The sequence below is a fragment of the Paraburkholderia fungorum genome (assembly GCF_046026025.1).
Taxonomy (GTDB): Bacteria; Pseudomonadota; Gammaproteobacteria; order Burkholderiales; family Burkholderiaceae; genus Paraburkholderia; species Paraburkholderia fungorum_E.
Window position 1 is genome coordinate 132,779 of the sequence record NZ_JAQQFL010000010.1, and the last position, 23,126, is coordinate 155,904.

Annotated in this window: 20 protein-coding genes; 13 read left to right on the forward strand and 7 right to left on the reverse strand. The window is 55.8% G+C overall.

What is annotated here, in order from left to right:
• The first annotated feature begins 75 nt into the window (after positions 1 to 75).
• The 5 genes from PQR67_RS13720 (at position 76) to PQR67_RS13740 (ending at position 6,147) form a co-directional block, all read left to right on the forward strand.
• On the forward strand, positions 76 to 855 hold the full coding sequence (locus PQR67_RS13720; RefSeq protein ID WP_408459654.1) for an ABC transporter permease: 780 nt from the start codon (positions 76 to 78) through the stop codon (positions 853 to 855).
• Between the two features lie 12 nt (positions 856 to 867).
• A complete protein-coding gene (locus PQR67_RS13725; RefSeq protein WP_408459657.1) occupies positions 868 to 1,569 on the forward strand; it encodes an ABC transporter ATP-binding protein in 702 nt (233 codons plus the stop codon).
• A 776-nt stretch (positions 1,570 to 2,345) separates the two neighbouring features.
• Positions 2,346 to 4,067 (forward strand): Stf0 family sulfotransferase, encoded by a 1,722-nt coding sequence (locus PQR67_RS13730; protein WP_408459660.1) that lies wholly within the window; start codon positions 2,346 to 2,348, stop codon positions 4,065 to 4,067.
• A 1,312-nt stretch (positions 4,068 to 5,379) separates the two neighbouring features.
• On the forward strand, positions 5,380 to 5,751 hold the full coding sequence (locus PQR67_RS13735) for a phage tail tube protein (protein ID WP_408459663.1): 372 nt from the start codon (positions 5,380 to 5,382) through the stop codon (positions 5,749 to 5,751).
• Positions 5,752 to 5,754: 3 nt separating this feature from the next.
• A complete protein-coding gene (locus PQR67_RS13740; protein ID WP_408459666.1) occupies positions 5,755 to 6,147 on the forward strand; it encodes a hypothetical protein in 393 nt (130 codons plus the stop codon).
• A gap of 1,171 nt (positions 6,148 to 7,318) precedes the next feature.
• Here PQR67_RS13740 and PQR67_RS13745 read toward each other — a convergent pair.
• The 4 genes from PQR67_RS13745 to PQR67_RS13760 form a co-directional block, all read right to left on the reverse strand.
• On the reverse strand, positions 7,319 to 8,335 hold the full coding sequence (locus PQR67_RS13745) for an acyltransferase family protein (RefSeq protein ID WP_408459669.1): 1,017 nt from the start codon (positions 8,333 to 8,335) through the stop codon (positions 7,319 to 7,321).
• Between the two features lie 40 nt (positions 8,336 to 8,375).
• Positions 8,376 to 8,609 (reverse strand): hypothetical protein, encoded by a 234-nt coding sequence (locus PQR67_RS13750; protein ID WP_408459672.1) that lies wholly within the window; start codon positions 8,607 to 8,609, stop codon positions 8,376 to 8,378.
• An 80-nt stretch (positions 8,610 to 8,689) separates the two neighbouring features.
• Positions 8,690 to 8,818: a hypothetical protein gene (locus PQR67_RS13755; protein ID WP_408459675.1), complete on the reverse strand. Its 129-nt coding sequence runs from the start codon at positions 8,816 to 8,818 to the stop codon at positions 8,690 to 8,692.
• 751 nt (positions 8,819 to 9,569) lie between these two features.
• The gene (locus PQR67_RS13760; protein WP_408459678.1) at positions 9,570 to 10,085 is read right to left on the reverse strand and encodes an SGNH/GDSL hydrolase family protein; all 516 of its coding nucleotides are present in this window, start codon (positions 10,083 to 10,085) and stop codon (positions 9,570 to 9,572) included.
• Between the two features lie 1,421 nt (positions 10,086 to 11,506).
• On the opposite strand from PQR67_RS13760, the gene PQR67_RS13765 reads away from it, so the two are divergent.
• Entirely contained in the window at positions 11,507 to 12,436 is a 930-nt protein-coding gene (locus tag PQR67_RS13765; RefSeq protein ID WP_259461484.1) for a class I SAM-dependent methyltransferase, read from the forward strand.
• On the opposite strand, the gene PQR67_RS13770 is transcribed toward PQR67_RS13765, so the two are convergent.
• Complete coding sequence (locus PQR67_RS13770; protein ID WP_408459681.1) at positions 12,411 to 12,848, reverse strand: hypothetical protein; 438 nt, start codon at positions 12,846 to 12,848, stop codon at positions 12,411 to 12,413. The genes PQR67_RS13765 and PQR67_RS13770 overlap by 26 nt on opposite strands.
• Positions 12,849 to 13,093: 245 nt before the next feature.
• Between PQR67_RS13770 and PQR67_RS13775 the strand changes: the two genes are divergently transcribed.
• Entirely contained in the window at positions 13,094 to 13,585 is a 492-nt protein-coding gene (locus PQR67_RS13775) for a helix-turn-helix domain-containing protein (protein WP_408459684.1), read from the forward strand.
• 148 nt (positions 13,586 to 13,733) lie between these two features.
• Entirely contained in the window at positions 13,734 to 14,093 is a 360-nt protein-coding gene (locus PQR67_RS13780; protein ID WP_408459824.1) for a transposase, read from the forward strand.
• Positions 14,094 to 14,258: 165 nt separating this feature from the next.
• On the opposite strand, the gene PQR67_RS13785 is transcribed toward PQR67_RS13780, so the two are convergent.
• Positions 14,259 to 15,743, reverse strand: coding sequence for a hypothetical protein (locus PQR67_RS13785; RefSeq protein WP_408459687.1), 1,485 nt, complete (start codon positions 15,741 to 15,743; stop codon positions 14,259 to 14,261).
• A 538-nt stretch (positions 15,744 to 16,281) separates the two neighbouring features.
• Here PQR67_RS13785 and PQR67_RS13790 point away from each other — a divergent pair.
• The 5 genes from PQR67_RS13790 (at position 16,282) to PQR67_RS13810 (ending at position 21,584) form a co-directional block, all read left to right on the forward strand.
• Positions 16,282 to 17,175, forward strand: a complete 894-nt coding sequence (locus PQR67_RS13790; protein WP_120346256.1) for a sugar phosphate isomerase/epimerase family protein — start codon at positions 16,282 to 16,284, stop codon at positions 17,173 to 17,175.
• A 20-nt stretch (positions 17,176 to 17,195) separates the two neighbouring features.
• On the forward strand, positions 17,196 to 18,032 hold the full coding sequence (locus PQR67_RS13795) for an SDR family oxidoreductase (protein WP_120346257.1): 837 nt from the start codon (positions 17,196 to 17,198) through the stop codon (positions 18,030 to 18,032).
• A gap of 245 nt (positions 18,033 to 18,277) precedes the next feature.
• Positions 18,278 to 20,080 carry a thiamine pyrophosphate-binding protein gene (locus PQR67_RS13800; protein WP_408459691.1) on the forward strand — a complete coding sequence of 601 codons (1,803 nt, stop codon included), beginning with the start codon at positions 18,278 to 18,280 and terminating at the stop codon, positions 20,078 to 20,080.
• Entirely contained in the window at positions 20,077 to 20,835 is a 759-nt protein-coding gene (locus tag PQR67_RS13805) for an SDR family oxidoreductase (RefSeq protein WP_259461474.1), read from the forward strand. Before PQR67_RS13800 ends, PQR67_RS13805 begins: the two co-directional genes overlap by 4 nt.
• Positions 20,835 to 21,584: an SDR family NAD(P)-dependent oxidoreductase gene (locus PQR67_RS13810; RefSeq protein ID WP_408459695.1), complete on the forward strand. Its 750-nt coding sequence runs from the start codon at positions 20,835 to 20,837 to the stop codon at positions 21,582 to 21,584. The genes PQR67_RS13805 and PQR67_RS13810 overlap by 1 nt, the downstream gene beginning before the upstream one ends.
• 37 nt (positions 21,585 to 21,621) lie before the next feature.
• Here the strand turns inward: PQR67_RS13810 and PQR67_RS13815 are convergent, their stop codons facing one another.
• Positions 21,622 to 23,091, reverse strand: coding sequence for a SulP family inorganic anion transporter (locus PQR67_RS13815; protein WP_408459698.1), 1,470 nt, complete (start codon positions 23,089 to 23,091; stop codon positions 21,622 to 21,624).
• Positions 23,092 to 23,126: the final 35 nt, after the last annotated feature.

Here is a 23,126-nt window from a genome sequence, read left to right on the forward strand (position 1 = left end):
CTCTGTTTGCTCCATTCCCAGTTGAACAAAACCAGTCCATCGGACTGATCTTTCGAGTCGTCAAGTGTGAAGTATTTGAACGCCGTAAATGATGTCCGGGATGGTTTGCGTAGCCGCGAGTTGTGGCTCGCGCTCGGCATGCAGGATATCCGTCAACGCTATCGCCGCTCCATGCTCGGGCCATTCTGGCTGACCATTAGCATGGGCGTGATGATCGGCGCCATGGGGCCGTTGTACGGGTCGCTGTTTGGATATAACGCTGCGTCCTTTATTCCGCACCTGGCGCTTGGATTGATTTTCTGGGGCTTTATTGCCGGGCAAATCAGTGATTTCGGAGAAGCGTTTTCGAATTCGACGAATTATCTTCGGCAAATGAAGTTGCCGCTCTCGATGTTCGTACTTCGGGTGATGTACCGGCACTCGATCATACTTGCTCACAACATCATCGTTTTCGTCATCATCTGGGCGATTTTGCCGGTCCATTTGAATGCGAGTCTGTTGGTTTTGCCGTTTTCCATACTTCTCGTGCTAATCAATCTGTTCTGGATTGGCGTTATCACGAGTATCTTTTGCACGCGGTATCGCGACATGCAACCGGTGATCGGCAATCTGGTGCAAGTCATGTTCTTCGTGACACCGATTATCTGGAAAGCGGAACAGTTGTCGCCCGCGCGGCAGCATCTGATCCATCTCAATCCGTTCTTCTACCTTCTGGAACTCCTGCGTGAGCCCTTGCTCGGTATGATGCCGACGGCTGATATCTGGATTCGGGCCGCGGGAATGGCGGTGGTTGGAACCGCGTTGGCGCTGTACATGCTCGGCAAGTGCCGGCATCGCGTTACATACTGGCTTTAAGGGAGCGTTCGAATGCATATCTCTCTTGAGAACGTGAGCGTACGCTTTCCCATCTACGACGCGAAGCAACGCTCGTTCAAGCGCGCAGTGATGGCCGCTGCCACGGGCGGCCAATTTGTGGGCAAGTCTGGGCATACGGTTGTTGAGGCCCTGCACGAAATTAATCTGGAGATCGGCGAGGGCGACCGGGTAGCGCTGCTTGGCGGTAACGGGGCGGGCAAGACGACCTTGTTGCGGGTGCTTGCGGGGGTGTACCACCCGGAGGAAGGCTCCGTTCGAGTAGAGGGCCGCGTTACCAGCTTGCTGGACTCGATGCTCGGCATGGATCTGGAGTCCACCGGGTACGAGAATATGTACCTGCGTGGACTGTTCCTTGGCCTCAAGGCCAAGCAGATTGCGGCGCTAGCAGACGAGATTGCTGAGTTCAGTGAACTGGGTAATTTTCTCAACGTGCCAGTGCGGACCTACTCGTCAGGGATGACGCTGCGACTCGCGTTTTCGATATCGACGATCATCAAACCTGAAGTCCTGCTAATGGACGAGTGGATGAGTGTCGGTGACGAGCATTTCAAACACAAGGCTGAGGAGCGGCTTGAGCAATTTGTGAGTGATGCAGGCATTCTGGTCATCGCGACGCATGATCATGGCCTTGCGGATCGCCTTGCCAATCGCCGGATCACGATGGAACATGGGTCGATTGTCGAGTCAACCTGACTTTTCTCGTGCAGGTGGTCGGTGCGGCGCGCGCTGCGCGGCTGTTCTTTCCGATGGCATAAGCGCCAATATCTTCGACTTGAACGGGTGCGAGACTTCGATATCTGGACGACGTCCTTCGCCGAGTCGCTTCCTTCCTTGATCGCACTACGATTCGTTCCCGGCAGCGGGCCGCTTGATGCCGGTTGCCGCCGGCCCCCATGCGTATTGCATGCGCATTGCCATGTTACGTCTGCCGCGAGCAAGTGGATCGACCCCGAACTATTGAGCCGCGCTCGCTGCTGCTGTCCCGCCCACTCGTCGGTTTCCCTTTCTTTTCGGTTACTGGCGCGTTGCCCGCGGATGGTTCCAGATTCCCATGAAAGACCGCCGTGTCGTGGTGGTTCATGACAGGTTGTATCGTTCCTCTCGAATGTGGCAACGACGTCGATTTGGCGAGAATATTGTCGCTATCAATGAAATGATTTATATTTGAGGCGGAGTTGGATATTGATCGACTGAATGAGATCGATCATAAATTTTTTTAAAAATGCGTTGCTATTTTTAACTATTATTACACGCGCCGGTGTGGTAGCAAGTTATTTTAACTGATCATTCTGACTGGCGCTTGTTGCACGAGAAAAATGTTTAGAAATTTTTTTACAGACGTACTGCACCGGATTTTTCCTTCAAGTACTCTTTTTGAAGTGAAAGACGTTAGTATGGTCGCGAGTTTGGATGAGGGTCAGGCTCAGTCGACAGGCGAACCGCATGACGACACGACAGGGAGCTCAACCATGAATAATCGTGAACAAAAATCTGCTTCATCTCCGGATGAACGCTCTGAATCGCTAGTTACTAAGGCGATTTCGGAATTGGATCGAGCTATTATCCCATCGGTTAACATTTCCTTTTCCGCTGAGTCCGTGACAGAATTTGGTGAAGAAATCGATAATTTCTGGTTTTTTGCGTTCAGGAAGCATCTCTATTCTGACGCAGGAGTGAAGAAGTGGTACGCCCCTCCGCTCGGAGGGGCGTCGGAAGTTAATGCGGGTTTTGCGCTAATCAACCTTGATAATCGCACGGCAATGTCGGACGGGTTAACGCTTTCACCGAAGCAATTGCTACTTGTCGCGCATCCGCGCAAGACTCTGGCGGCTAGGGTACGTCTCGTGAAGGAAGGCTTATATTGCATCGTCGCTGAATTTTCATCTGACGCAACGGCGTCTGCGTTTTCCGTCGCCGTCAATGTCAACGGGCAGTCGATATGGGAGCGGGAGGTTAATGATAAGGAAGCTCGTTCCGTATACGCCGGCCACCTGAACCTCGCTGAAAACAGCTTTGTGGACTTTTTGATCAACTCTCGTCCAAAAGGCGATTCCGAACCGTGCAAAGCGGGTCTGCGATTTGCGCTTTTTAATTGCGACGAGGCGACGGGGGCAGTCCGGTTCCGGTGCGATGACGAATGCTCATCACTCGACACAACTGAGGCGTTGAAGTGGGCGGCCGCGATACCGTTTGCTCCCAAGGTCGTAGATCATGCGCCGGTTGACGTGGGAGCACGTGCCGAGATTTTTGATCGGTGCTGGACTTTAAACCGGAAATATCTGGCGTCGCTCTTTCCCAAGGAATCTGCTGAAATTATCGCCGATGTGACGAAGCGCCGCTCGGAGGCACCGGTGAAATATGCGATTTGTATGATTCCGCGCTCGGGCTCAACGCTTTTGGGGGAGCTACTTAGTTCTACGGGTAAATTGGGATATCCGATTGAATATTTTGTTCCCGACATTATCCGATCTCTGTCGATACCGTTCTCAGACCTATTTTCGTCATATGAAAATCTGCTCAAGACAGGTTTTTCGACCGAAAATGGCGTCTTTGGAATCGAGGTTGAAGGCGTGCGTTTTTTTGAGGAAGATCAGTTTTTTAGAAACCTCAATCAATGGCGTGTCATTTATCTCACCCGAAACAATATTCTTGCGCAAGCAATATCGCTTGCTATTTCAGAGCGTTCCGGTGTGTGGCACAGCTTTGACCAGAACGATAAGCACGGTCAATGCTTGCTTGACAATAACACAATCAAATGGCAGTTGAATTTTTTGCTTGAAAACGAGCGCAATTTTGAAAAATTATTTGCCGATAGAAATATCACGCCACTGAAAGTGATTTATGAAGATCTGGTGCAGGATCCTGGTGCCCAGATTCGTAACATCGCTGAATATGTGGGGGTGATGGACATCGAGATTCCGAGCATTGATATTTCAAATACTGTACTTAAGCCGACCCGGACGGGGATTAATCGTTACTACGAGTTAATGATCATTATGACCGGGGGTGAGTTTTGGGGGTACAATTTTTATACCATTGAGGGGCGCGAAGTAGCCGCATTAACGGGCGCGCGTGTTGATCTGCTCGCGTTGGGCCGGGACCGCGCGCCAGTGGTATTTGTCGGCAGCGATCGCGATGAGCTTCGTGCGCGGGTGGAAGCGTATATCGTCAAGAGGCTCGCGGATTTTTGATGCGGGCATTTGAGCGAAATTGCGGTAAGCGTCGCGGCAGTAGCGTCTTCACAGAGAGCGGCAAAATTGCCAATCTGATTCCCATCAGAATCTGATGGAAACCAGATTGATGGAAGCGAAGGCAAGAGGCCGCAGGCTGGGATCGAAGAACGATTGGCTTTGCACGAACTGTTCCGTTCCTGCCCCCGGTACCACCCGCCCAGCAAGAGATTCGCAGCTTCTGGCATTTCCGCATTCTCACTGGGGTGTGAGTTTTTCTACCCTAAACCGAATTCCCCCTGATCCGTTCTCTTCTGCCCAATCTTCCCGATCGCTACAGCGAGCCTGTCCGTGACCAGGTGTGAATACCGCTTCGTTGACACGACGGACTTATGCCCCAGCACACCCCCAACCGTGAATAGGTCGATGCCGGCGTTGATCATCTCCCACGCGGCGCGTGCGCGTTTCCACGCCTCTTCGAACTGTTTGACCGTCAGCGTAAACCGCACGCGGCGCGCCAGCACGGCGACGTGCAGGTGGATCGGGATGATGCGCTGCCGACCGTTCTTTGTGTCGCCGAGCGAATATCCCTAACGTGAGACTTTTGCCATCAGGATCTCGCCGCGGCGCATACTCGAGTAGAACGCTGTCCGGATGGCCGCGCGGACCTCACGGTGCTTGCACGCGCGCGCGATCTGCAGCATCTCTTTCCGTTGCGGGTAATGGTGCCGCCATTATTGACCGCTGGGATCATCATGCGCGCGGTCTGGTCGACCTCTAATCGGCCGATCTTATGGGCGTATTGATCGCTGCTCGAAGGCACGCGAGCACATTGCGGATTGCGGCATCGGAGAGGAGGTGCTTGGTGCGACCAAGATGGTCGACGCTCGCCCGAATGTATCCGACGAAGCGGATCGACTAGGTATGCAGATCATTCGCGTCCTGGTCCGCGTACTCCGACGCCCATTTCTCGAGAATCTGCACCCGTTTGAGACCATCCTTCCACCCTGCTCGCTTGTCTGTCAGGTGATGGATCTCGTTCGCCCGTGAATTCCGGTCTGGTAACGCCGGCCAAGATCGTCGGCGACCTTATCGCGCTCTGTGAGGAGCGCGAAGCGGATGGCTTCGTTCAGAATTCCGATGCGTATGCCGCAGCACTTCAGGTCGTCAAGAACACGACGAACCCGAACCACGTGGACATTCGGTCGCCTGACACTCCGGTGAATCAGCTCCGTACTTTCGCGACCCTCATGCAGTTCCGCCTCCGGTATGCCAACAACCGCCATAGCAGAGCCGCCTTCGGGCGGTTTTTTCACTTTCTGGAGAGGAATCGATGTCTTCGAACCAAATTGCCGGTATTGCCCAGGCGACAATCGACGGCGTAACGCAGCAATTGGAGGGAGGCCTGAAGTATTCGGTCTCGACGGTCAAGCGTGAGGCGCTGCTCGGGAAAGACGGCTTCCACGGACGAAAGGACCCCCCAGTCGCACCGTTCATGGAGATGGTGCTTCGTGATTCCGGTGGCCTGACGGTCGCCAATTTCAACGCGATGCGCAATTCGACGATTGTCGTGACGCTGGCGAGCCGCAAGATCGTCACCGGCCGGAACATGGGCGCCGTCGACGTTCAAGAGGTCGATACGGAGGACGCAAAACTGACGGTCCGTTTCGAAGGCTCGCAGGTGTCGGAGCAGATCGCGAGTTAATCCATGAACGAAGAACAGAAAAAGAAACCGCGCAAGGTCATGCCGTTTGAAATGACCATCGAATTGCGCAAGCCGATCGAACTTACTTGGGCTGCACCTGCGACCGGCACACCGCAATATGCGCCCTCCGGAAATCCGATCACGAACACGCCAGTGATCGATGTCTCTGCCTATGCGTGGAATATGCTTCGGCTGAAATTTACAACGTCATCATCGCCGCAGGGCTGGCGCCGAACAGGAGCGCATGGAATCCGTTGCTCGCTGCAATTCAAACGATATTACAAGGGAGGACCGCGAACGTTGAAGTTGACACTGGCGCGGCGAATGTTTAAGTCGTCGCATTCACGCCGGCGCTCACCACACCGGTGCCTTGGGTGCCGTTGTCGTTCAAGGTAAAGACGACGAACACGGGGGTGTCGACGCTGAATACCTCCGGAACAGTCGAGCCATTGGTCAGCGGCGCGCATCTCACGCTGCAAGGCAATGAATTAGTCGCGAATGGCAACGCGCTCGTCTATTGGAACCCGGCGCTCGCCTCAGGGGCAAGTTCTTACGTTCTGACGTTCTGCTCGGGTGCTTTGTCGCGACGAGTACCGGAAGCGCAGGCGGTTACACCATCGGACTACCTGCTGCTACAGGCAACGCTGGCAAGCAGATCACTATCTATAACAGCTCGACAGGCACGCTTACGCTAACCGCAGGCAACTTCAATACTGCCTATGGGGCGGCTACGACGAGCATCGTGCTGCCCGCAAATACCTGTGTTACGCTGGAATGCGATGGCACGTCCTACAGCGGGCTGGGCGGTTCTGGCGCAATCGGTAACACGGTGCGGCCACACGCGGCGAATAGCACCCCTAGCGACTTCGTGCAGATCACCACTTCCACTAAATATTCGTTGCCGGCTGGCGGCACATGGGTCTATGCGATCCCAATACAGCGGCGACATCCGCAGGGGGCGATTGCGGGCATTCTCGCTGGTGGCAGGTCAATTTTGACCCCCTCAAGCAGTAACGCTCAAAGCTGGGCATGGAGAGTCCAATACTGCCACTGATTTTTACACAGATGGGGTTCGCGTCTACCGACATGGCGTCATCGGCAACGCCCGCGACTCATGGCTACGTGGGGGCACTTGGCGGGCTGACCTACCATGTTCATGCTGTGGCAACCCCTGACGCTTTTGAGGCGCTTATCGCGGCTATCTCGGAAGAACAGGTAACAGTCGACCCGTATGTGGCACCTGTTGTCGTTCCACCTACACTTGCCGAACAGGCTGCAACTGCGATGGGCACCGGACCCACAATCACGTCCACATTGGCGTCTGCCCTAGATAGAACGTATGGCGTGAGTGGCCCATCATTGGCGGCACGATCTTCGCCGACGACACCACGACAGTTGTATGACCCGACATGAGCCGGGGAAACCATACATTCAACCCAACGCAGGCAAAGGCGTTCTTCACGGCTGCCGGTGTATATGTGGCGGTTCTTTACAAATGCCAGAACGGCACACTGGCGGCACTTCTTGAAGCGAGCGCGACAATCGCTTAAGCGTCCGCTGCTGCAGATCAGGTTGTCGTCGGCTCCTCGTCTAGTTGTGCATGCGTTCGAGTCAATGGCTTCCGGCCAAACAGCTTGCGGCTCGGATAGTCGACGAGATACAGCGCAGCCGTCGAAAGTAGGATCATCGACGCTAGCGTGATTATTGAGCGGTTGGAACCGAGCTTTAGCGCGATTACCATCGCCGGAATGTGGAAGAGGTATAGCGGGAACGATAGATCGCCGAGGAAGTTACAGATCTTGATCGCCCGCTTGCCCATCGTCAGTTCGCCGCTCATTACCAAAACGAAAATAGTGATAAACAGCGGAGCGCCGGTAAAATGACCATGTGTCAGCGCGAATACTGACGGTAGCGCAAGCACTACGAAACCGAGCGGCGTTCCACTCATCCGGTGGTACAGGAAACCGGTGATCCATAGCCACGACAGGGTCAGGAAAGGAAGACCATGCGACAGGCCCTCAATACCATGACCGGGTGGTGGTGAAATTTTCATGAACGCCCACAATGACAGGGCGATCCAGATTCCCAATGCAATGTTCGGTACTTTCTTAAGTGCTGGCGCGAACATATAGTGCCACCACTCCGGGCTGAGCGACCATATCTGACCAACCATCGGCAGCGACATGCCGATGACCGTCTGGAGCATGAACAGCGATGCGATGATCGTCGAAGGCGATGCGGCCGGGATCGTGTCGCCGCTAGGAAGTACAAAGCCGCCTGGCATCCAGAGTGAAAGTGCCACACCAGTGGCAATCGTCGCAAGGTATAGCGGCCAGATACGAATGCATCTGCGCCGGTAGAAGCCTTTTGTTTCGCGGTCGACGCTGGCAGCGATGCTGAACCCAGACAGGATGAAGAAGCCGAATACCGCGCTCCCCGGGTTCAGGTAGCCGTTACCAAAAAGATGCGTTGGGTCGGGTCTGACAAACAGCGCAAAATGGCCAATGGCTACGGTGCCGGCGAGGAAAAATCGCAGAGCGGCCAGAACGCCCCATTGAGCGGCGCTTTCTTTTTCATGAATCAATGGTGACTCCGATGAATCAGGTATTAAAGTGTCGCGATGCCTATCGGAGCATCATGGCCAACCGTTCGGCCTCCCGGTATCCCATTTTCCAGATCCGGTGGACATCCGTCCCTTCGCGGTTCGGATTGAAATCGTTGTCTTCGTAGAATGAATGCATCAAACCAAGCTGATACGCGACGGTCTTCCGACGCCGGTCTACCTCGCGCGGCTCAATGACGAGCCGGAGCACCAGATTGGCTGCTCGTTTTAAGGTTTTCCAGAGAAGTCTGATCATGGTCCGTCATGCGCTCAACCGGCGGCGAGGGGCATATTATGCACCAACCACCGGTTCGGTCATTTTTTGGAGGGCGGCGCTTACTTGGCGAGCACCTTGTTGACGGCTGACAGCATTGTAGGGAAATACTGCTGTTCCTTGTAAAGATAGCCGTTCTGATGCGGGTGTACGCGCTCGGGGCCGAGCAGCGTGACGTTCCAATTGATCACGTGGATGAACGCCTGATACGGCGGTGCGACCGCCGTGCCGTCCGTTGAAGCCGTCGTAGGCTAGTTCGTTGATCCATGATCTATTGTAGGTCGCGCCATTCAGCGAAGTCGGTGCGACTGGGTTCTGCTCCAGGACAATCGGGACCATACCTGCGGCCTGGACGGTGGTGATCCAGTTCTGCCATTCGGTGTCGTACTCATACCGTGCGCTGCTCGACCAGTTCGTCGTTGATGCCATAGTTGCCCGTTACAGTGCTAAATCCTTGGTCCGTGCTCGCCAGTACGGTTGCCAATGGCTACCCCGTACCGTACGCAGTGGAGGAAAAAGAGCCTGTACCGGTCAAGTCCTGCTTCAACTTTGAACCCGGCGCGGACTGATCCACCAGGAGCACGACACCGGTGCCAAGCGTCTTGTTGAAGTCGGCCTGCAGAAGCATGGCGGGCGTTTCTGCGCGACGATAAGTGGGTGCGTATTGCGGCGCAGTGCAAACTCCGTAATTCGTCGAATCACGCCGCCACGAGATTTTGATCGGCAGTTGGATGGCTTGTTTCGCGGGAGTTGGTGTGGCCGCAGCGGCTGTAGATGATGGCGCGGAACCGTCCCCACCACCCCCGCAAGCCGAGAGAGTGCAGCCGAGCGACATGGCTATTGCGGCAGCGCGCCACGATGCGCATTGGTGGCGAACCTTGTTTTGAACGGACGAGCGCGTTCTGTGTCGGTTGCGCGACGCTTGAATAATGGTTTTCGTGGCTATTCCCCGAGAATGGTTTTGACGAGCGGCCCGACAACTGCATGTTCCTGCTTGATCTTCAGCGAGTCGATACAGGCGTCCGAATAAAAGCTCTGCGCCATATGGCTGCACCAGTCGGGATTTGACTGGGAATATGCGTACTGGCGCACCAGCGCGACGCCGTACTGCGCAGCCGCAGCGTCCATGGCCTGAATGTATTGAGGCAACATCGGGTGCTGGCCGTCACAGACCGGGCCCGGCTCTTCAAGGACCGCAATTTCTCCCGCCGCAAGGACATCTGCGATGTACTGCGCCAGATAGCCTGAATAATCGGCAAGCGTCTCGCCGCTGAGCGGATCGTTGACCGCGTGATTGTCGGTGACGATAGGTGCGGGGATTTCAGCCAGGATTGCGGTAAATGGAGCGCCGGACCCATCCATGCCATCCAGCATGTTCATTAACGAACTTGCCGTTCCACCTCTGGCATTGTTACCAAGGGTGATGCCGGTGTCGTTGGATGCGCCCTGCAAAAGCATCTGAAGCGCGTCCGCTTCGTCTGGCGAAACCCTGCTAAAGCTCCATGCATACGCGTTAGCCACGCCCGCCGTTGCATCGTCGCCGAAGACGGCAACCTAGATAACTGGCGCAGGAGCAGGTGCCGATGCCGATGCGACCGACGGTGTAGATGCTGGCGCCGAACGAGGTTATCGTCGGCTCTGGTGTGCCGGCGTAACAGCAATTGCTGCATTCGGCGGCTACAGTCTTGGGGCTGTGCCTTCCATCCATCTCATACGCCCGCTGGCGCGCATCAATCTGTCTAACACCGTTTCTGGTGACTTCGTGCTATCAGAAACGCCGCGCGATCAGCTGGGTCATCAGGATCGAAATCGAACCCCGCAGCACCTTCAATCGACCGCGCCGGAGGTCGGCGCTTTCCTTTGCTACCGATTGGCCCGACGCGAAACATTTCCGTATCGATCAGTATGCACGCCGCGCGAAGAGGCGCGTCTTCACCGGTGAGCCTGCCGAACTCCGAACTCCGAACTCCGAACTCCGAACTCCGAACTCCGAACTCCGAACTCCGAACTCCGAACGCTGGGCCGCGCGCGTCGCCTTCGCGAGCAGCCTATTCAGTTCCGTCAGCATCTCTCTCGTATGCTGAACCTCTAGGACCCGGTGCCAAACATTCCGGTTTCTTTGTACGGCCGATATCACTCGCGCAGCTCGGCGAGCGTAGGCGGGATAAATGGAGGAAGGACCACGGCGCTGACATATGGCTGTATGAATATACAGTACATATTCGCCAGAAAGGGCGTGGGTTTTTCTATCGTAAACCGTTCAATTACTGTTCACATATACAGTATGGAGACACCCCGCAAACCCCTATGCCACTGTGAAAGTGAGGCCCGAAGCCTGCGTTTTCCTACAGTGACTAAGGACTTAAAATCCGCCGCCTAACGGCTTGCCGGTTCAAGTCTGGTCCCTGACACCACGTGCCCTTTACACAACATTCCAGATAGTTCGAGGCATGTATAAGCAAGGGTTCACATATCCCTCACGTAACCGATATTCGATTTCACAACTATCGACCTATGGTCGAAGACCCGACTGCCTCACATGTTCAATACCTGCTTGGACCCCGCGCAGGGAAGTTCGGGGAGGCGGAAGCTGTTACGAGAGCGCCAATGGATACTGTTTAAAAAAACAGTATGTCTAAAATCTGTTTTATTAGCTGGGCAGATCTTTTCTACGTACTATTGACCCGCAGCCATTTTCGCCCGCAGATGCAGATACCTTTAGCCGAAACGTGAAGGAGTTGATTGTGAATCGAGTCTCATGTCTCATTTGCAATGGTCCTACCCAAGGTAAAGCGGCCAAGATAGCACCATTTCTATCGCGCTACTGTGCGATTGGTTCGCTTGAGACGACAACTCGATACTGTCCGGAATGCGATTTGGTGTTCTTCGAACGCCGCCTTACAGACGAAGAGGCGGCGCGCCTATACACGAACTATCGCGGCGAGGAATACACTCGAGTCCGACTGGAGATCGAGCCATCATATGAGCGATACCTTGCGCTATTTGATGATCCTCTTTCTACGGATTACTACATGATTCGCGTTAGCGACTATATCGAGCTCGTCAACGTGTATCCAGAGATGGCGGAAGCCAAACGAATACTGGACTTCGGGGGGGACGGAACCGTTCCCGCCCGAGCGTTCCCTTGGTCCACTGTTACCGTCGACGATCTCTGCGCAGGTAACGCCGACCAGATCGGAGAAAAATTCGACATGATTTTTGCGTCGAACGTCTTTGAACATCTCTCAGACCCTGTACCGGTACTGCGCGAACTTACCGGAAGACTGCGCCCGGATGGACTCATTTTTATCGATGTTCCGGCGCCCTCACACTCGAACTTGGCTGAGGGTCTCCTCTGGCAGGAGAGGTACGGCGGCGAACTATACGAGATGCATGAACACATCACGCACTTCTCGCGCCGCAGCCTCGTGAAACTTGCTAAGGCTGCTGGACTTGTTCCCGTATTCGAGTACCCCTCGCGGTATTGCCCCCTTAGTCTAGTCGCGATGTTGGAATGCTCCGCTCTTGCGCAGAGTTTAATGCCGGAAAAGCGACTCCGCGAGATTCATTTTGAAACGCGTATTGCACGGGACGAAGCTAGGGCGACCCACAACAAAGTTAACTTGCTTAGGCAGCATTTAGAGCAGCAACTCGCCGACCTGTCGGTACCCCATGCAACACGAGATGAAGCACGACTCGACGCCTTGCGAGAAGAACTTTCCCGGGTCTATAAAAGCACATCTTGGGGTGTCACAGCACCAATGCGTGTCTTCGGGCGCGCAATCAGACATTTGTTAGGTTCACGATGACCTTTCCAATGCATGTCGCGTGAATTGCAATCCACGGTTGCCCCATCTTACAAAGCCAAGGGATAACCATTTGCGCACGGTACGGCCAGACGTCAAAGTCCCATTGCGGAAGGGCACTATCGGGGGGAGGATCCTTTTGCGCGCGTGTGCGTGTCGATGATTTCCGGCCAAACAGCTTGCGACTCGGATAACCGACGAGATACAGCGCGGCCGTCGAAAGCAGGATCATCGAGGCAAGCGTGATCACAAAGCGGTTGGAGCCGAGCTTTAGCGCGACCAGCATCGCCGGGATGCGGAAGAGGTACAGCGGGAACGACAGATCGCCGAGGAAGTTACAGATCTTGATTGCTCGCTTTCCGACCGCCACTTCGCCACTTGTCACCAAAAAAAAATCGAGGTGAAAGCGGAGCACCGGTGAATCCGCCCAACGTCAGAAGGAACGCTGACGGTAGCGCAAGCACCGCGAAACCTATTGGTGCGGGTGAGGGCTGTGGGAGAAAGGCGAGCGCGCTCAGTGAACGCCGGATCGAACAGGAAATCGGGGAACTCAGTAAGGAGTTGAGAGGACGCTGGTATTTGAGTTCATATCGTCGATTTAAGCGCCTCACGAGAAGTATCTCTATACTGCCGGGCCGAACAAGAACCGCGACATAGACGATGGCCGTATCGAAACCACCGGAACTGACGGAGGAAGAACGTAGCGAGCTTGAGGTTCTGGCGAGAAGCCGCCGTGATTGGCGAACACGAGACAGGTCCCGGACGATTCTGATGTTTAGCAGCGGCGTGCCAGCCAGGGAGATAGCCAGGCGGCAGGAGTTGACGTTGGAGGCGGTGTACGAGAAGCGCTATCGTTGGTTGGACAAACGCACGGCAGGGCTGTCGGACGCGCCGTGTAGCGGTGCGCCGTTGAAGCTGTCGCCGGAGCAGGTTGAGCAGTTGAAGGTGTCGGCGACGCTGGAGGCGCTGACGGCACCGGAACTGGTGACACGACTCGAAGAAAAGTTCGGGATTCGGGTTCATCGCAATACGCTGACAGGGGTTCTCAAGCGAGCGGGGCTGGTATGGAAGCGAACCCGACATAGCTTAAAAAAGCGGGACGAACAACGGTTCCGACAAGCCCAATCTGAAATCGGGGTATTGGTCCAGTAAGTCCGGCGTGGCGAAATCGAACTCGCCTACGTAGACGAAGCTAGCTTCGCGCAAGCGCAGTCGAATCGAAGTGCCTGGATACCAGTCTGGGAGCAACACATGATTGACGCTTGGCGCGGTAAGCGTCTGAACGTGGTCGCAAGCACTGCTGTCCTCGAGAGGGTCGTTTGCAGTGAAGTTGTGGGAGAAGATGACCTCGATGCTGTTCGTCGGATTTCTCGGCCTGCTGGTCGAACACGTCGGCAAGCCGCTAACCGTGATTCTCGACAATGCATCGGTCCGCACGGCCCGCGCACTGCGGCCTTATCTCGGGCTGCTACAAACGAAAGACTTGACGTTGTGCTTCCTGCCACCGTACAGCCCGGAGCTCAATCGTATCGAGAAGCTCTGGCACAAGATGAAATACGAGTGGCTGGCCTTCGAGGCCCGCGACACCCAAACCCTTGAAGCCGATGTCGATGTAATCCTTCAAGGATTCGGGGCAGATTACAGATTCACTTTTTGTTGAGAGCTTCGGGTCGACGCGGACGTGATCGATTCACTCGGGGTGAGGTGTGCGACCGTCCGTGGCGGTCGCAGGTTCATTCGGTGATTATCACGCTGCAGAAGTGGCCGGCGAATCCCGCCAGGGTGATTGCGCGGGTTCAGTTCATGACCCTCAACATCGCCCTCATTACATCAACATGGCTTTCAGCCGACGCTTGATATGTCCGGGCAAAAGAGAGACGATTTTGTAGGCGATTCGGCGACGATAAAACCGTACGACCCACTTGGCAGTGAATTTCCTGATAAGGTTATTTTTGGGTTTGACGTAATTAATTTCGGGTATGATTTTTCCGAACTTGGTCAGTCTCGCCCCGTGCTCGAACGTATCCAGTTCCTCCTGACTGAGTATTTTCCACTGACCTCCGGCAGCAGGCGCGTCGGGGAACTTATATGCCAGGAGGAAATCCTCATTATCTTTTACAGGGGACAAAACAAAGCCTTTTGGATGCAGGCGCAAAAACTGATCGCCAATCTGGCTGACGATAAGTGAGCCGAAGCGTGTCGCAGAAAAGTCGACGCCAAATGCGTCGTAGATCATTGTAATTCGACGGGAGAAATCCTTGTCTCCAAGAGTGTCATAGCCGTTAAAAATATCCCGTAAATGATCGTTCAAAATGATCTTCTCCGGGCACACGCGAACGAGGAATTGATATATTTCCTCAAACTCTTCTTGCGTCACTCTCTGCGATTTATCGAACCATCCCTGTCGCAACTGGCCGGCGACGTGGGTGTAAATCTCATCAATCTGGCGACGCAGCAATACACCTTCCGAGCACATCGAACGCCGAATGTCGGCGTACTCGTACACTCCGCGATCGACCAGGAACTGAAACTGCCTGACCAGGCCCAACGTCCACGCGTAGAAGCGATAGGTGTTGGTCAGGCGCGAATACCTTACCCACTCGGTGTCGTCTCCGGTGTGATAGGCCTTGCTTTCCATCTGACACAGAAACAGTGAAAAGCATTGCAGCGATTCTTCTCCGAGCGTTGCCAGAGCTGTCGTCACATGGGAAAAGTGCGGGCCGCACCTCTTGATGATTTCGCCCCAAATCTCACGATCCAGGCATCTCCGCTCGAAAATCCACGTGCCCATATTTGTAGCCATGTAGTTTATTCCAGTACTCATGACAAACAGTTTGTACGGGAGAATCGCTTGTGTCGACGTCAGATGGGTGGAAGTGTAGTTATTTGTCAGCGCATTCGACGATATCCACGCCGAATTAAAATATGCGGCAGGCGCCGTCGGCGCTTCCAGCCATTTACTCAGGACGCGAAGTCCTTCCGGTAAGAATATGCGTTTATCCCCAACCAGCCAGATAAACTTTCCCGTTGCGTGCTCTGACGCAGAATGTGCAGATTCTTCAGCGGTGAGTTCAAAGCGCGCCGCACGTACTACTTTGAGTGAGCCAAACAAGTCCTTGATAGTCGCCAGATAAGCATCGATTCGCTCGTAATTAATCGGTGAAATCGGATCTTCGTTTAGAAAAACAATCAATTCCGACTGAACGAGAAATTGTTTTGGCGCGTTGTAGGCTAGGGAATTAATGCAGCGAGATAGATTTTTTTCCTTACCTGAAGTTGGAACTACCACAGAAATCAATGGACTTCCCATACATTTACCTCAATTAAAAGTGCTGGGAGGGGTGGGAAGCCAGATCGGCCCCCCCTCTTTTCTTAGAAACCGTGCTTTGCGAAGCCTTTCGCATACATCAGCTTGTCGGGAAAGTCGAGTCGTTTCGACTCTACGCGACATCACTTCAAAGCTCAAGCGCGGACAAAATCGCTGCCTATATTGTGACAAATTTCATCAATAGTGCGATAGATCACGTTGTTTGCGAACGCAAATCGCAAGGTCGTTGTAACTCTGCGTCTGTACGCCCGACTTGACATGCGCCCATCGACCTGCGACGATCTCTGCTTGATTTTTTAGGGCGTATCGACGCATTGGCCGTCCCATGCGACCGACCTACGTGTTGCTCACGCAGAGGAATCCACGAGAGGTGCGGTTGTGTGACGCGACGACGTCGACTTAGCTCAATCGTCACTCCTGACGTCAGTTTTATTCCGCGCATGGCCGCCCCCAGCGGAAGCGTGGATCTGATCGGCATCGCGGTCCATGGGCGAGCCGAAATTCAAGTACTGGATAAAACATGACGGACCACTATCTCAAGCAATATGCCGATGCCGGCCTATATGTCATGCAGGGCCGGCTCTCCGCGCCCGAAGCCGGCCGCTTTCAATCGTTCCCTCGCGCTAGCTGGGCCGCAGAGATCGAAGCCGCGCCCAAGGCGGGTCTGCGGGGTATTGAATGGATATTTGATCTTTATGGCGAAGGTGCCAATCCGCTGGAGACAGCAGAAAGCCGCAGCCAGCTTCGAGAAGCGCTGAAAGCGTCGGGTGTCAGCGTCGTATCGATCTGTGCAGATTACTTCATGGATTGCCCGCTGGTTCGCGTCGACACTGAGACCTTTGGCAAGCGTCTCGAAATACTCAAATGGTTGATTTCCATCTGCCCCGAAATGGGCGTGACGCGCGTAGTCTTGCCGTTTGTCGATGCATCGAAAATGATCGACAGCAATGACAAGGAGCGCGTGCTTTCGGCGTTGCATACGGTGCTGCCCGACGCCGTCGAATCGTCGGTCGAATTGCATCTCGAGGCCGATTTCAACCCAGACGACTTCCGTTCGTTCCTCGGCGAGATTGACCATCCACTAGTCAAGGTGAATTACGACTCTGGTAACAGTTCGTCGCTTGGCTATGCGCCTGCGAAAGAATTCGCCGCGTACGGCGACAGAATTGGTAGCTTCCATATCAAAGATCGTGTGATGGGCAGTTCGACCGTCCCGCTCGGGTCCGGCGATGCAGACTTCGCCAGCTTGCGCGCTGGGCTCATTGACATCAGCTACCGCGGTGATTTTGTGCTGCAGGTCGCGCGTGGAGTGTCGGGCGATGAAGTGGAATGGTTGAGAAAAGTTTCTGATGCCGCCCGCGCATGGCTACGCGGCGACACGCCGGATGGACGCTGCACGATGTCCGGCGCGTAATAGAAAAGGAGTATGTGTTGATGAAGGGCAAATCGGTTTCTGATATCTTCGGCCTCAATAACCGCGTCGCGATTATCACAGGGGGCGGAGGCATGCTTGGCTATCAGCACGCCGCCGCAGTCGCAAGCCTTGGTGGCATCCCCGTACTGCTCGACATAAGTCGCGCTGGCCTCGACAACAACAAAGCATTGTTGCAGCGGGAATTCGATATCGACACGCTAGTGATCGAGACAGATATTACGAACCTCGATGCTATCGTTGAATCGAAGCGGCTTGTGCTCGAAAAGCATGGCCGCGTTGATATTCTGATCAACAACGCAGCGAACAATCCCAAGGTAGAAGCTGGCGGCGTCAACTTCTCGCGGCTCGAGAATTTTCCACGCGAGCAATGGTTGCGTGATATTGACGTTGGACTTGGCGGTGCGTTCAATTGCGCGAAAGTGTATGGCGCTCATATGGCCGGCACCGGGCAGGGCGGCGTGATCCTCAATATTGCGTCCGACCTTAGCGTCATTGCGCCGGATCAGCGGCTTTACCAAGTCGAAGGTCTTGCGCCGGATCAGCAGCCAGTGAAGCCTGTGACGTATTCCGTCGTCAAGCACGGACTGGTGGGTCTCACGAAGTACCTGGCCACGTACTGGTGCGACCAAGGTGTCCGCTGCAACGCGTTGTCTCCCGGCGGAATCTACGCCGGCCAGAACGACGTTTTCGTGAGCCAATTGGTCAAGCTGATTCCAATGGGACGTATGGCCAATAATGACGAGTATTGCGGAGCGATCGGCTTTCTATGCTCCGACGCTTCTGCTTACATGAATGGTGTAAATCTCGTGGTCGATGGCGGCCGCAGCGTTTGGTGAGTTCGATGCCCGCCGATAGGCCGGGCCTGAGATCATCGTTGTTTGTATTGCAACGATGCTGTCCAGGCATACGCGGCGGCCCGTGAACGACATACCGCTCGCGACAGCGATGGTGCAGGCTGTAAGTGGAGCAAACCGATCCTACTGCCTGTCTTCGCTCGTGTGCAGCACCCGCATCAACAGACAATCAATGGTCTATATCGACCAGCAATCCGAACACATCCTCTCAGGTACGACAAAACATTATGCGTGTTGCTGACTACATCATGGATCGGCTGGCTTTGCTCGGTGTGCGGCAAGTCTTCTTTCTACCCGGCGGCGCAGCGATGCATTTGAACGATGCGCTCGGTAAGCATCCTGATCTCGAGCCGGTATTGGGCTTACATGAGCAGGCGTGCGGCGTTGCGGCTGAAGCGGCAGGCAAGTTGCTGGGGGACGTGAGCGCTTGTCTGGTGACCGGGGGGCCCGGCGGGACGAACTTGATGACGGCGACGCTGGGCGCCTGGCTAGATTCGACGCCGGTTTTCTTTGTCTCTGGTCAAGTAAAGGTTGCCGATCTTAAGGGCGATAGCGGCCTGCGGATGTTGGGCGTTCAGGAAGCGGATATCGTCACACTCGTGTCGTCGATCACGAAGAAAGCCGTGACGCTCCGGAATCCGCAAGACGTGGCCTACGTATTCGACGAGCTTGAGCACGCGGCATTGACGGGGCGCAGAGGTCCAGTATGGCTCGACGTGCCGCTCGACGTGCAAGGCACGGAGATCGATCCGTCGACGCTGCGCCGTGCACACTTCGACGACCAGACCGAAAGCGCTGATCCCGCCGCCCTCGAGGCGCAGGTGAGCGAAGCGATGAGGCTTCTTTCGAAGGCGTCGCGCCCAGTCATCATCGCTGGGCACGGGGTGCGACTCTCGGGTGCGCAACGTGAATTCCGCAGCTTCTTCGAACGGGTCCAAGTGCCGGTGCTGACGACGTGGCTCGGAATGGACCTGATCGAAGACGAGCATCCGCTCTATGGCGGCCGGCCGGGCAGCATCGCGCCGCGGTGGGCCAATTTTGCGCTTCAGAACTCAGACTTCGTGCTAGTCATCGGTGCGCGGCTGGATATGGCGATGACCGCCTATGCGCATGAACGGTTTGCGCGTGGTGCGGTCAAGGTGATGGTCGATATCGACGCGGCCGAAATTCGCAAGATGCGCATGGATATCGCGGTACCCATCGTCTCGGACGCAGGTGCGTTTCTCAAAGTGGCGAACACCGTGCTCGACGCGGCACCGGCATTGCCTTCTTACGAAGCCTGGATCGGACGAATCGCCGAGTGGAAGGCGGAATATCCGCTGTTGCAGCCGTCTCACGCAACGACGGAAGGTCCACTGAGTCTCTATCAGTTCTCGGACGTTCTCTCGTCGGTCATGCAGGAAGGCGATGTCATCGCATCGGGAAGCGCAGGCTTCTGTGCTGAGCTGTTTTTGTTGGCCCTGCGACTGAAGCGCGATCAACGCTGTTTCCATAATCGCGGAACGGGAGCGATGGGCTTCGGTTTGCCGGCGGCAATCGGCGCGTGCGTTGCGTCTGGCCGCAAGCGAACGATTTGTGTCGAAGGCGACGGTGGATTGCAATTCAATTCACAGGAGTTGGCGACGCTCGCCAGCTTGAAGCTTCCGGTTAAGTGTTTTGTTATCAACAATGCCGGATATGCGTCCATTCGCACCTCACAGGTCGGTTATTTCAATAGGCTCGTCGGGGCGGACGCAACGAGCGGACTGTTTTTGCCCGATTTGGGTAAGCTGGCTGATGCGTACGGTGTTCCATATGTCCGTATCGCCTCGGGTGCCAACCTCAAACATGACCTCGAATCCGTTTTGAACGCGGACGGCCCGGTGCTTTGCGAGGTGATGGTCCTACCAGAAGAACCGCGGATTCCGCGCATCGCCACCCGCCGGCTCGATAACGGCAAAATGGAATCCTCGCCGCTCGAAGACCTGTTCCCGTTCCTCGAGCGCGACGAGTTGAAGCGCAACATGTACATCCCGCTGATCGGGGAATGAACTCGATCATGAGCACGGATATGTCGATGTTTTCTCTTGATGGCCTGACGGCCGTTGTCGCCGGGGCGTCGCGTGGAATCGGTTTTGGCTTGGCCAATGGGCTCGCGAAGGCAGGCGCGTCGGTGATCGGCTTTGGCCGCTCTACTGTTAGCGAGGGGGCATCATTCGATTATCGCCAGTGCGATCTCAACGACGGTGAAGCCGTGACCGGATTGATCCGTGACATCGAGACGCAATCCGGTGGAATCGACGTGTACGTGCACGTCGCGGGCATCACCTTGCCTTCGGACTCAGATGTTCAGCCCGTCGAGATCTTTTCCAAAACGCTCGAAACGAACCTGACTAGCGCGTATCGCACCTGTTCGCTGATCGGTCAGTCAATGGCGCGCCGCCGCCGAGGTTCTATCATTACCGTAGCCAGTATTGGGGCCTTGATGGGGTTTCCCGGTAACCCGGGCTACGTTGCGGCCAAGGGCGGGCTGCGGATGATGAGCAAGGCGCTTGCGCTTGACCTGGGTCCTAGCAATGTCCGCGTAAACTGCATCGTGCCAGGCTATATTCAGACTGACATGACGGCAGGCAGCTTTAACGATCCTGCGAAGAACCAGGATCGTGCTAGCAGGACGATGCTTGGACGTTGGGGGCAAGTCGAAGACATGGTGGGCGTAGCGATTTTTCTGGCGTCGGGAGCGAGCGCTTACGCCACTGGTGCTGATTTCATCATCGACGGCGGCTGGACTGCAAAGGGGCTGTGATGGACCTCGAACTCAACGGCAAAGTAGCACTCGTCACCGGGTCATCTCACGGGATCGGAAAGGCGATTGCCGCGGCGCTGGCGAGCGAGGGGTGCCATGTGGTCGTCAATGGCCGCAATGCGGATGGGGTGAACAAGGTTGCTACGGAACTCGGAGCGACGCCCGCCGTGGGCGACGTATCGACGCGTGCCGGCGCGACTGCCGTGCTGGAGCAGGCAGTCGCGGTGCGCGGTCAGATCGACATCGTCGTTTGCAATGTCGGTAGCGGCGCTTCTGTACCTCCGGGCCAGGAAGACGAAGCCGAATGGCATCGCATGCTGCAAATCAATCTGATCAGCGCGACGAATACTGTCGCGGCCGCTCGCCCGCATCTAGGCACACGTGGTGGCGCGATTCTGTGCATCTCATCGATTTGCGGAAGCGCTGCGCTTGGCGCGCCCGTGGCCTATTCAGCCGCAAAAGCGGCACTCGATAGTTTTGTCCGCGGGGCCGCTCGGTACCTCGCACCAGAAAACATCCGCATCAACGCGTTGGTCCCTGGCAATATTCTCTTCGAAGGTTCGACGTGGGAGCGCAAGCTCGCGGCTGACCCAGATCGGGTCGCAGCCATGCTAAAGCAGGAGGTCGCAATGGCGCGTCTTGGCACGTCGAAAGAGGTGGCTGACATGGCCGCCTTTCTATGCTCTGCAAAAACGGGTTTTGCGACCGGCGCGCTGTTCGTCCTGGACGGCGGTCAGCTTCGCGGCTAGCCGAAAAGCGTTGCCCACGGGTCCTTGATCCGTTTCCTTATCGTGCGGCCGCCACGTTGGATCCAGCGCGTTGCAGCAGTCGTGCGTCCCGGTCCGACAGGTTCTTGAAGCGCAACTCCTTACCTGCTTTCGCGTAGCGCTGATACAGGCCTTCGATGGCGGCGATTGCCGAATGATCTGCGAGGTGCAGATGGCTGCAATCGAGCGTCACTCGCGCCGGATCTTGCTGCGGATCGAACAGCGCATGAAAGCGTGTCGTCGATGCGAAGAAAAGCGTGCCGCGCGGCGCGTAGGTCTTGTCGCCTGCGTGATCGGACCCGACGTCTGCATGAATTTCGTGCGCGTGCTGCCACGCGAAATTCAGCGCGGCAATCACGATGCCGCACAACACGGCAATCGCGAGATCCGAGAACACAGTGATGACGGTGACCGCGACGATGACAACCGCGTCGTTGCGCGGCACCTTGCCGAGCACGCGCAACGAGCCCCACGCGAAGGTCTGTTGTGCAACGACGAACATCACGCCGACCAGCGCGGCAAGTGGAATCCGCTCGATCAGCGGTGACAGAAACAGAATGAACAACAGGATCATCACGCCGCTGACGAATCCCGACAAACGCGTGCGGCCGCCGGAACTCAGGTTGATTACTGTCTGGCCGATCATCGCGCAGCCGCCCATTCCACCGAACACACTGGACACCACGTTGGCGATGCCGAGCGCAACGCACTCGCGATTCGGCTGGCCTTGGGTCTCAGTAAGTTCGCCCGTCAAGTTGAAGGTCAGCAGGGTTTCGAGCAATCCGACGATCGCCATCAATACCGCATACGGCAGCACGATTTGCAGTGTTTCGAGCGTGAAAGGGACGTCCGGAAACCGAAACATGGGCAGCCCACCGGCGATGTGGGCCATATCACCGAGCGTGTGCGTCGGAAGATGAAGCAGTTGTGCGACCACGCCGATACCGAGAATCGCGGCTAGCGCTGGCGGAATCGCACGAGTGAATCGCGGCAGCAGATAAACGATCGCCATCGTGAGCGCCGCGAGAGACATCATCACGATCAGCGGCGTGCCGTGAAGCCAGTGGATGCCATCGGCGGTGGCTTCCTTGAAGTGCTCCAGTTGCGCCATGGCGATGATGATAGCGAGGCCATTCACGAAGCCGAGCATCACCGGATGTGGGACCATTCGGATCAGTTTCCCCAGCCGCAAAGCGCCGAAAAGCACCATGATGATGCCGCTCAGAGCGACCGTGGCCAGTAGGTATTGCGCACCGTGCTGGATGACGAGTGCAACAATGACGACCGCCATCGAACCTGCTGCGCCGGAGATCATGGCCGGGCGACCGCCGAACAGGGCGGTGATCGTGCAGATGATAAATGCGCCGTAGAGGCCCATTAGCGGGTTCACGTGCGCGACGAGCGCGAACGCGATGCATTCGGGAACGAGGGCGAAGGACGAAGTCAGCCCTGCCAGCGTATTGACGCGGATCGATGTAACGGTGTGCACTGGATAACTGTCTGCGATCGCGAGGATAGATTTCG

Excerpts from the sequence above, each read along its gene's own strand:
- PQR67_RS13730 (WP_408459660.1), top strand. The coding sequence starts at position 2,346 with ATGAATAATCGTGAACAAAAATCTGCTTCATCTCCGGATGAACGCTCT.
- PQR67_RS13760 (WP_408459678.1), bottom strand. The coding sequence starts at position 10,085 with ATGCTTTTGCAGGGCGCATCCAACGACACCGGCATCACCCTTGGTAAC.
- PQR67_RS13795 (WP_120346257.1), top strand. The coding sequence starts at position 17,196 with ATGAAGGGCAAATCGGTTTCTGATATCTTCGGCCTCAATAACCGCGTC.
- PQR67_RS13785 (WP_408459687.1), bottom strand. The coding sequence starts at position 15,743 with ATGGGAAGTCCATTGATTTCTGTGGTAGTTCCAACTTCAGGTAAGGAA.
- PQR67_RS13775 (WP_408459684.1), top strand. The coding sequence starts at position 13,094 with ATGGCCGTATCGAAACCACCGGAACTGACGGAGGAAGAACGTAGCGAG.
- PQR67_RS13800 (WP_408459691.1), top strand. The coding sequence starts at position 18,278 with ATGCGTGTTGCTGACTACATCATGGATCGGCTGGCTTTGCTCGGTGTG.
- PQR67_RS13740 (WP_408459666.1), top strand. The coding sequence starts at position 5,755 with ATGAACGAAGAACAGAAAAAGAAACCGCGCAAGGTCATGCCGTTTGAA.
- PQR67_RS13790 (WP_120346256.1), top strand. The coding sequence starts at position 16,282 with ATGACGGACCACTATCTCAAGCAATATGCCGATGCCGGCCTATATGTC.
- PQR67_RS13735 (WP_408459663.1), top strand. The coding sequence starts at position 5,380 with ATGTCTTCGAACCAAATTGCCGGTATTGCCCAGGCGACAATCGACGGC.
- PQR67_RS13725 (WP_408459657.1), top strand. The coding sequence starts at position 868 with ATGCATATCTCTCTTGAGAACGTGAGCGTACGCTTTCCCATCTACGAC.
- PQR67_RS13750 (WP_408459672.1), bottom strand. The coding sequence starts at position 8,609 with ATGATCAGACTTCTCTGGAAAACCTTAAAACGAGCAGCCAATCTGGTG.
- PQR67_RS13805 (WP_259461474.1), top strand. The coding sequence starts at position 20,077 with ATGAACTCGATCATGAGCACGGATATGTCGATGTTTTCTCTTGATGGC.
- PQR67_RS13810 (WP_408459695.1), top strand. The coding sequence starts at position 20,835 with ATGGACCTCGAACTCAACGGCAAAGTAGCACTCGTCACCGGGTCATCT.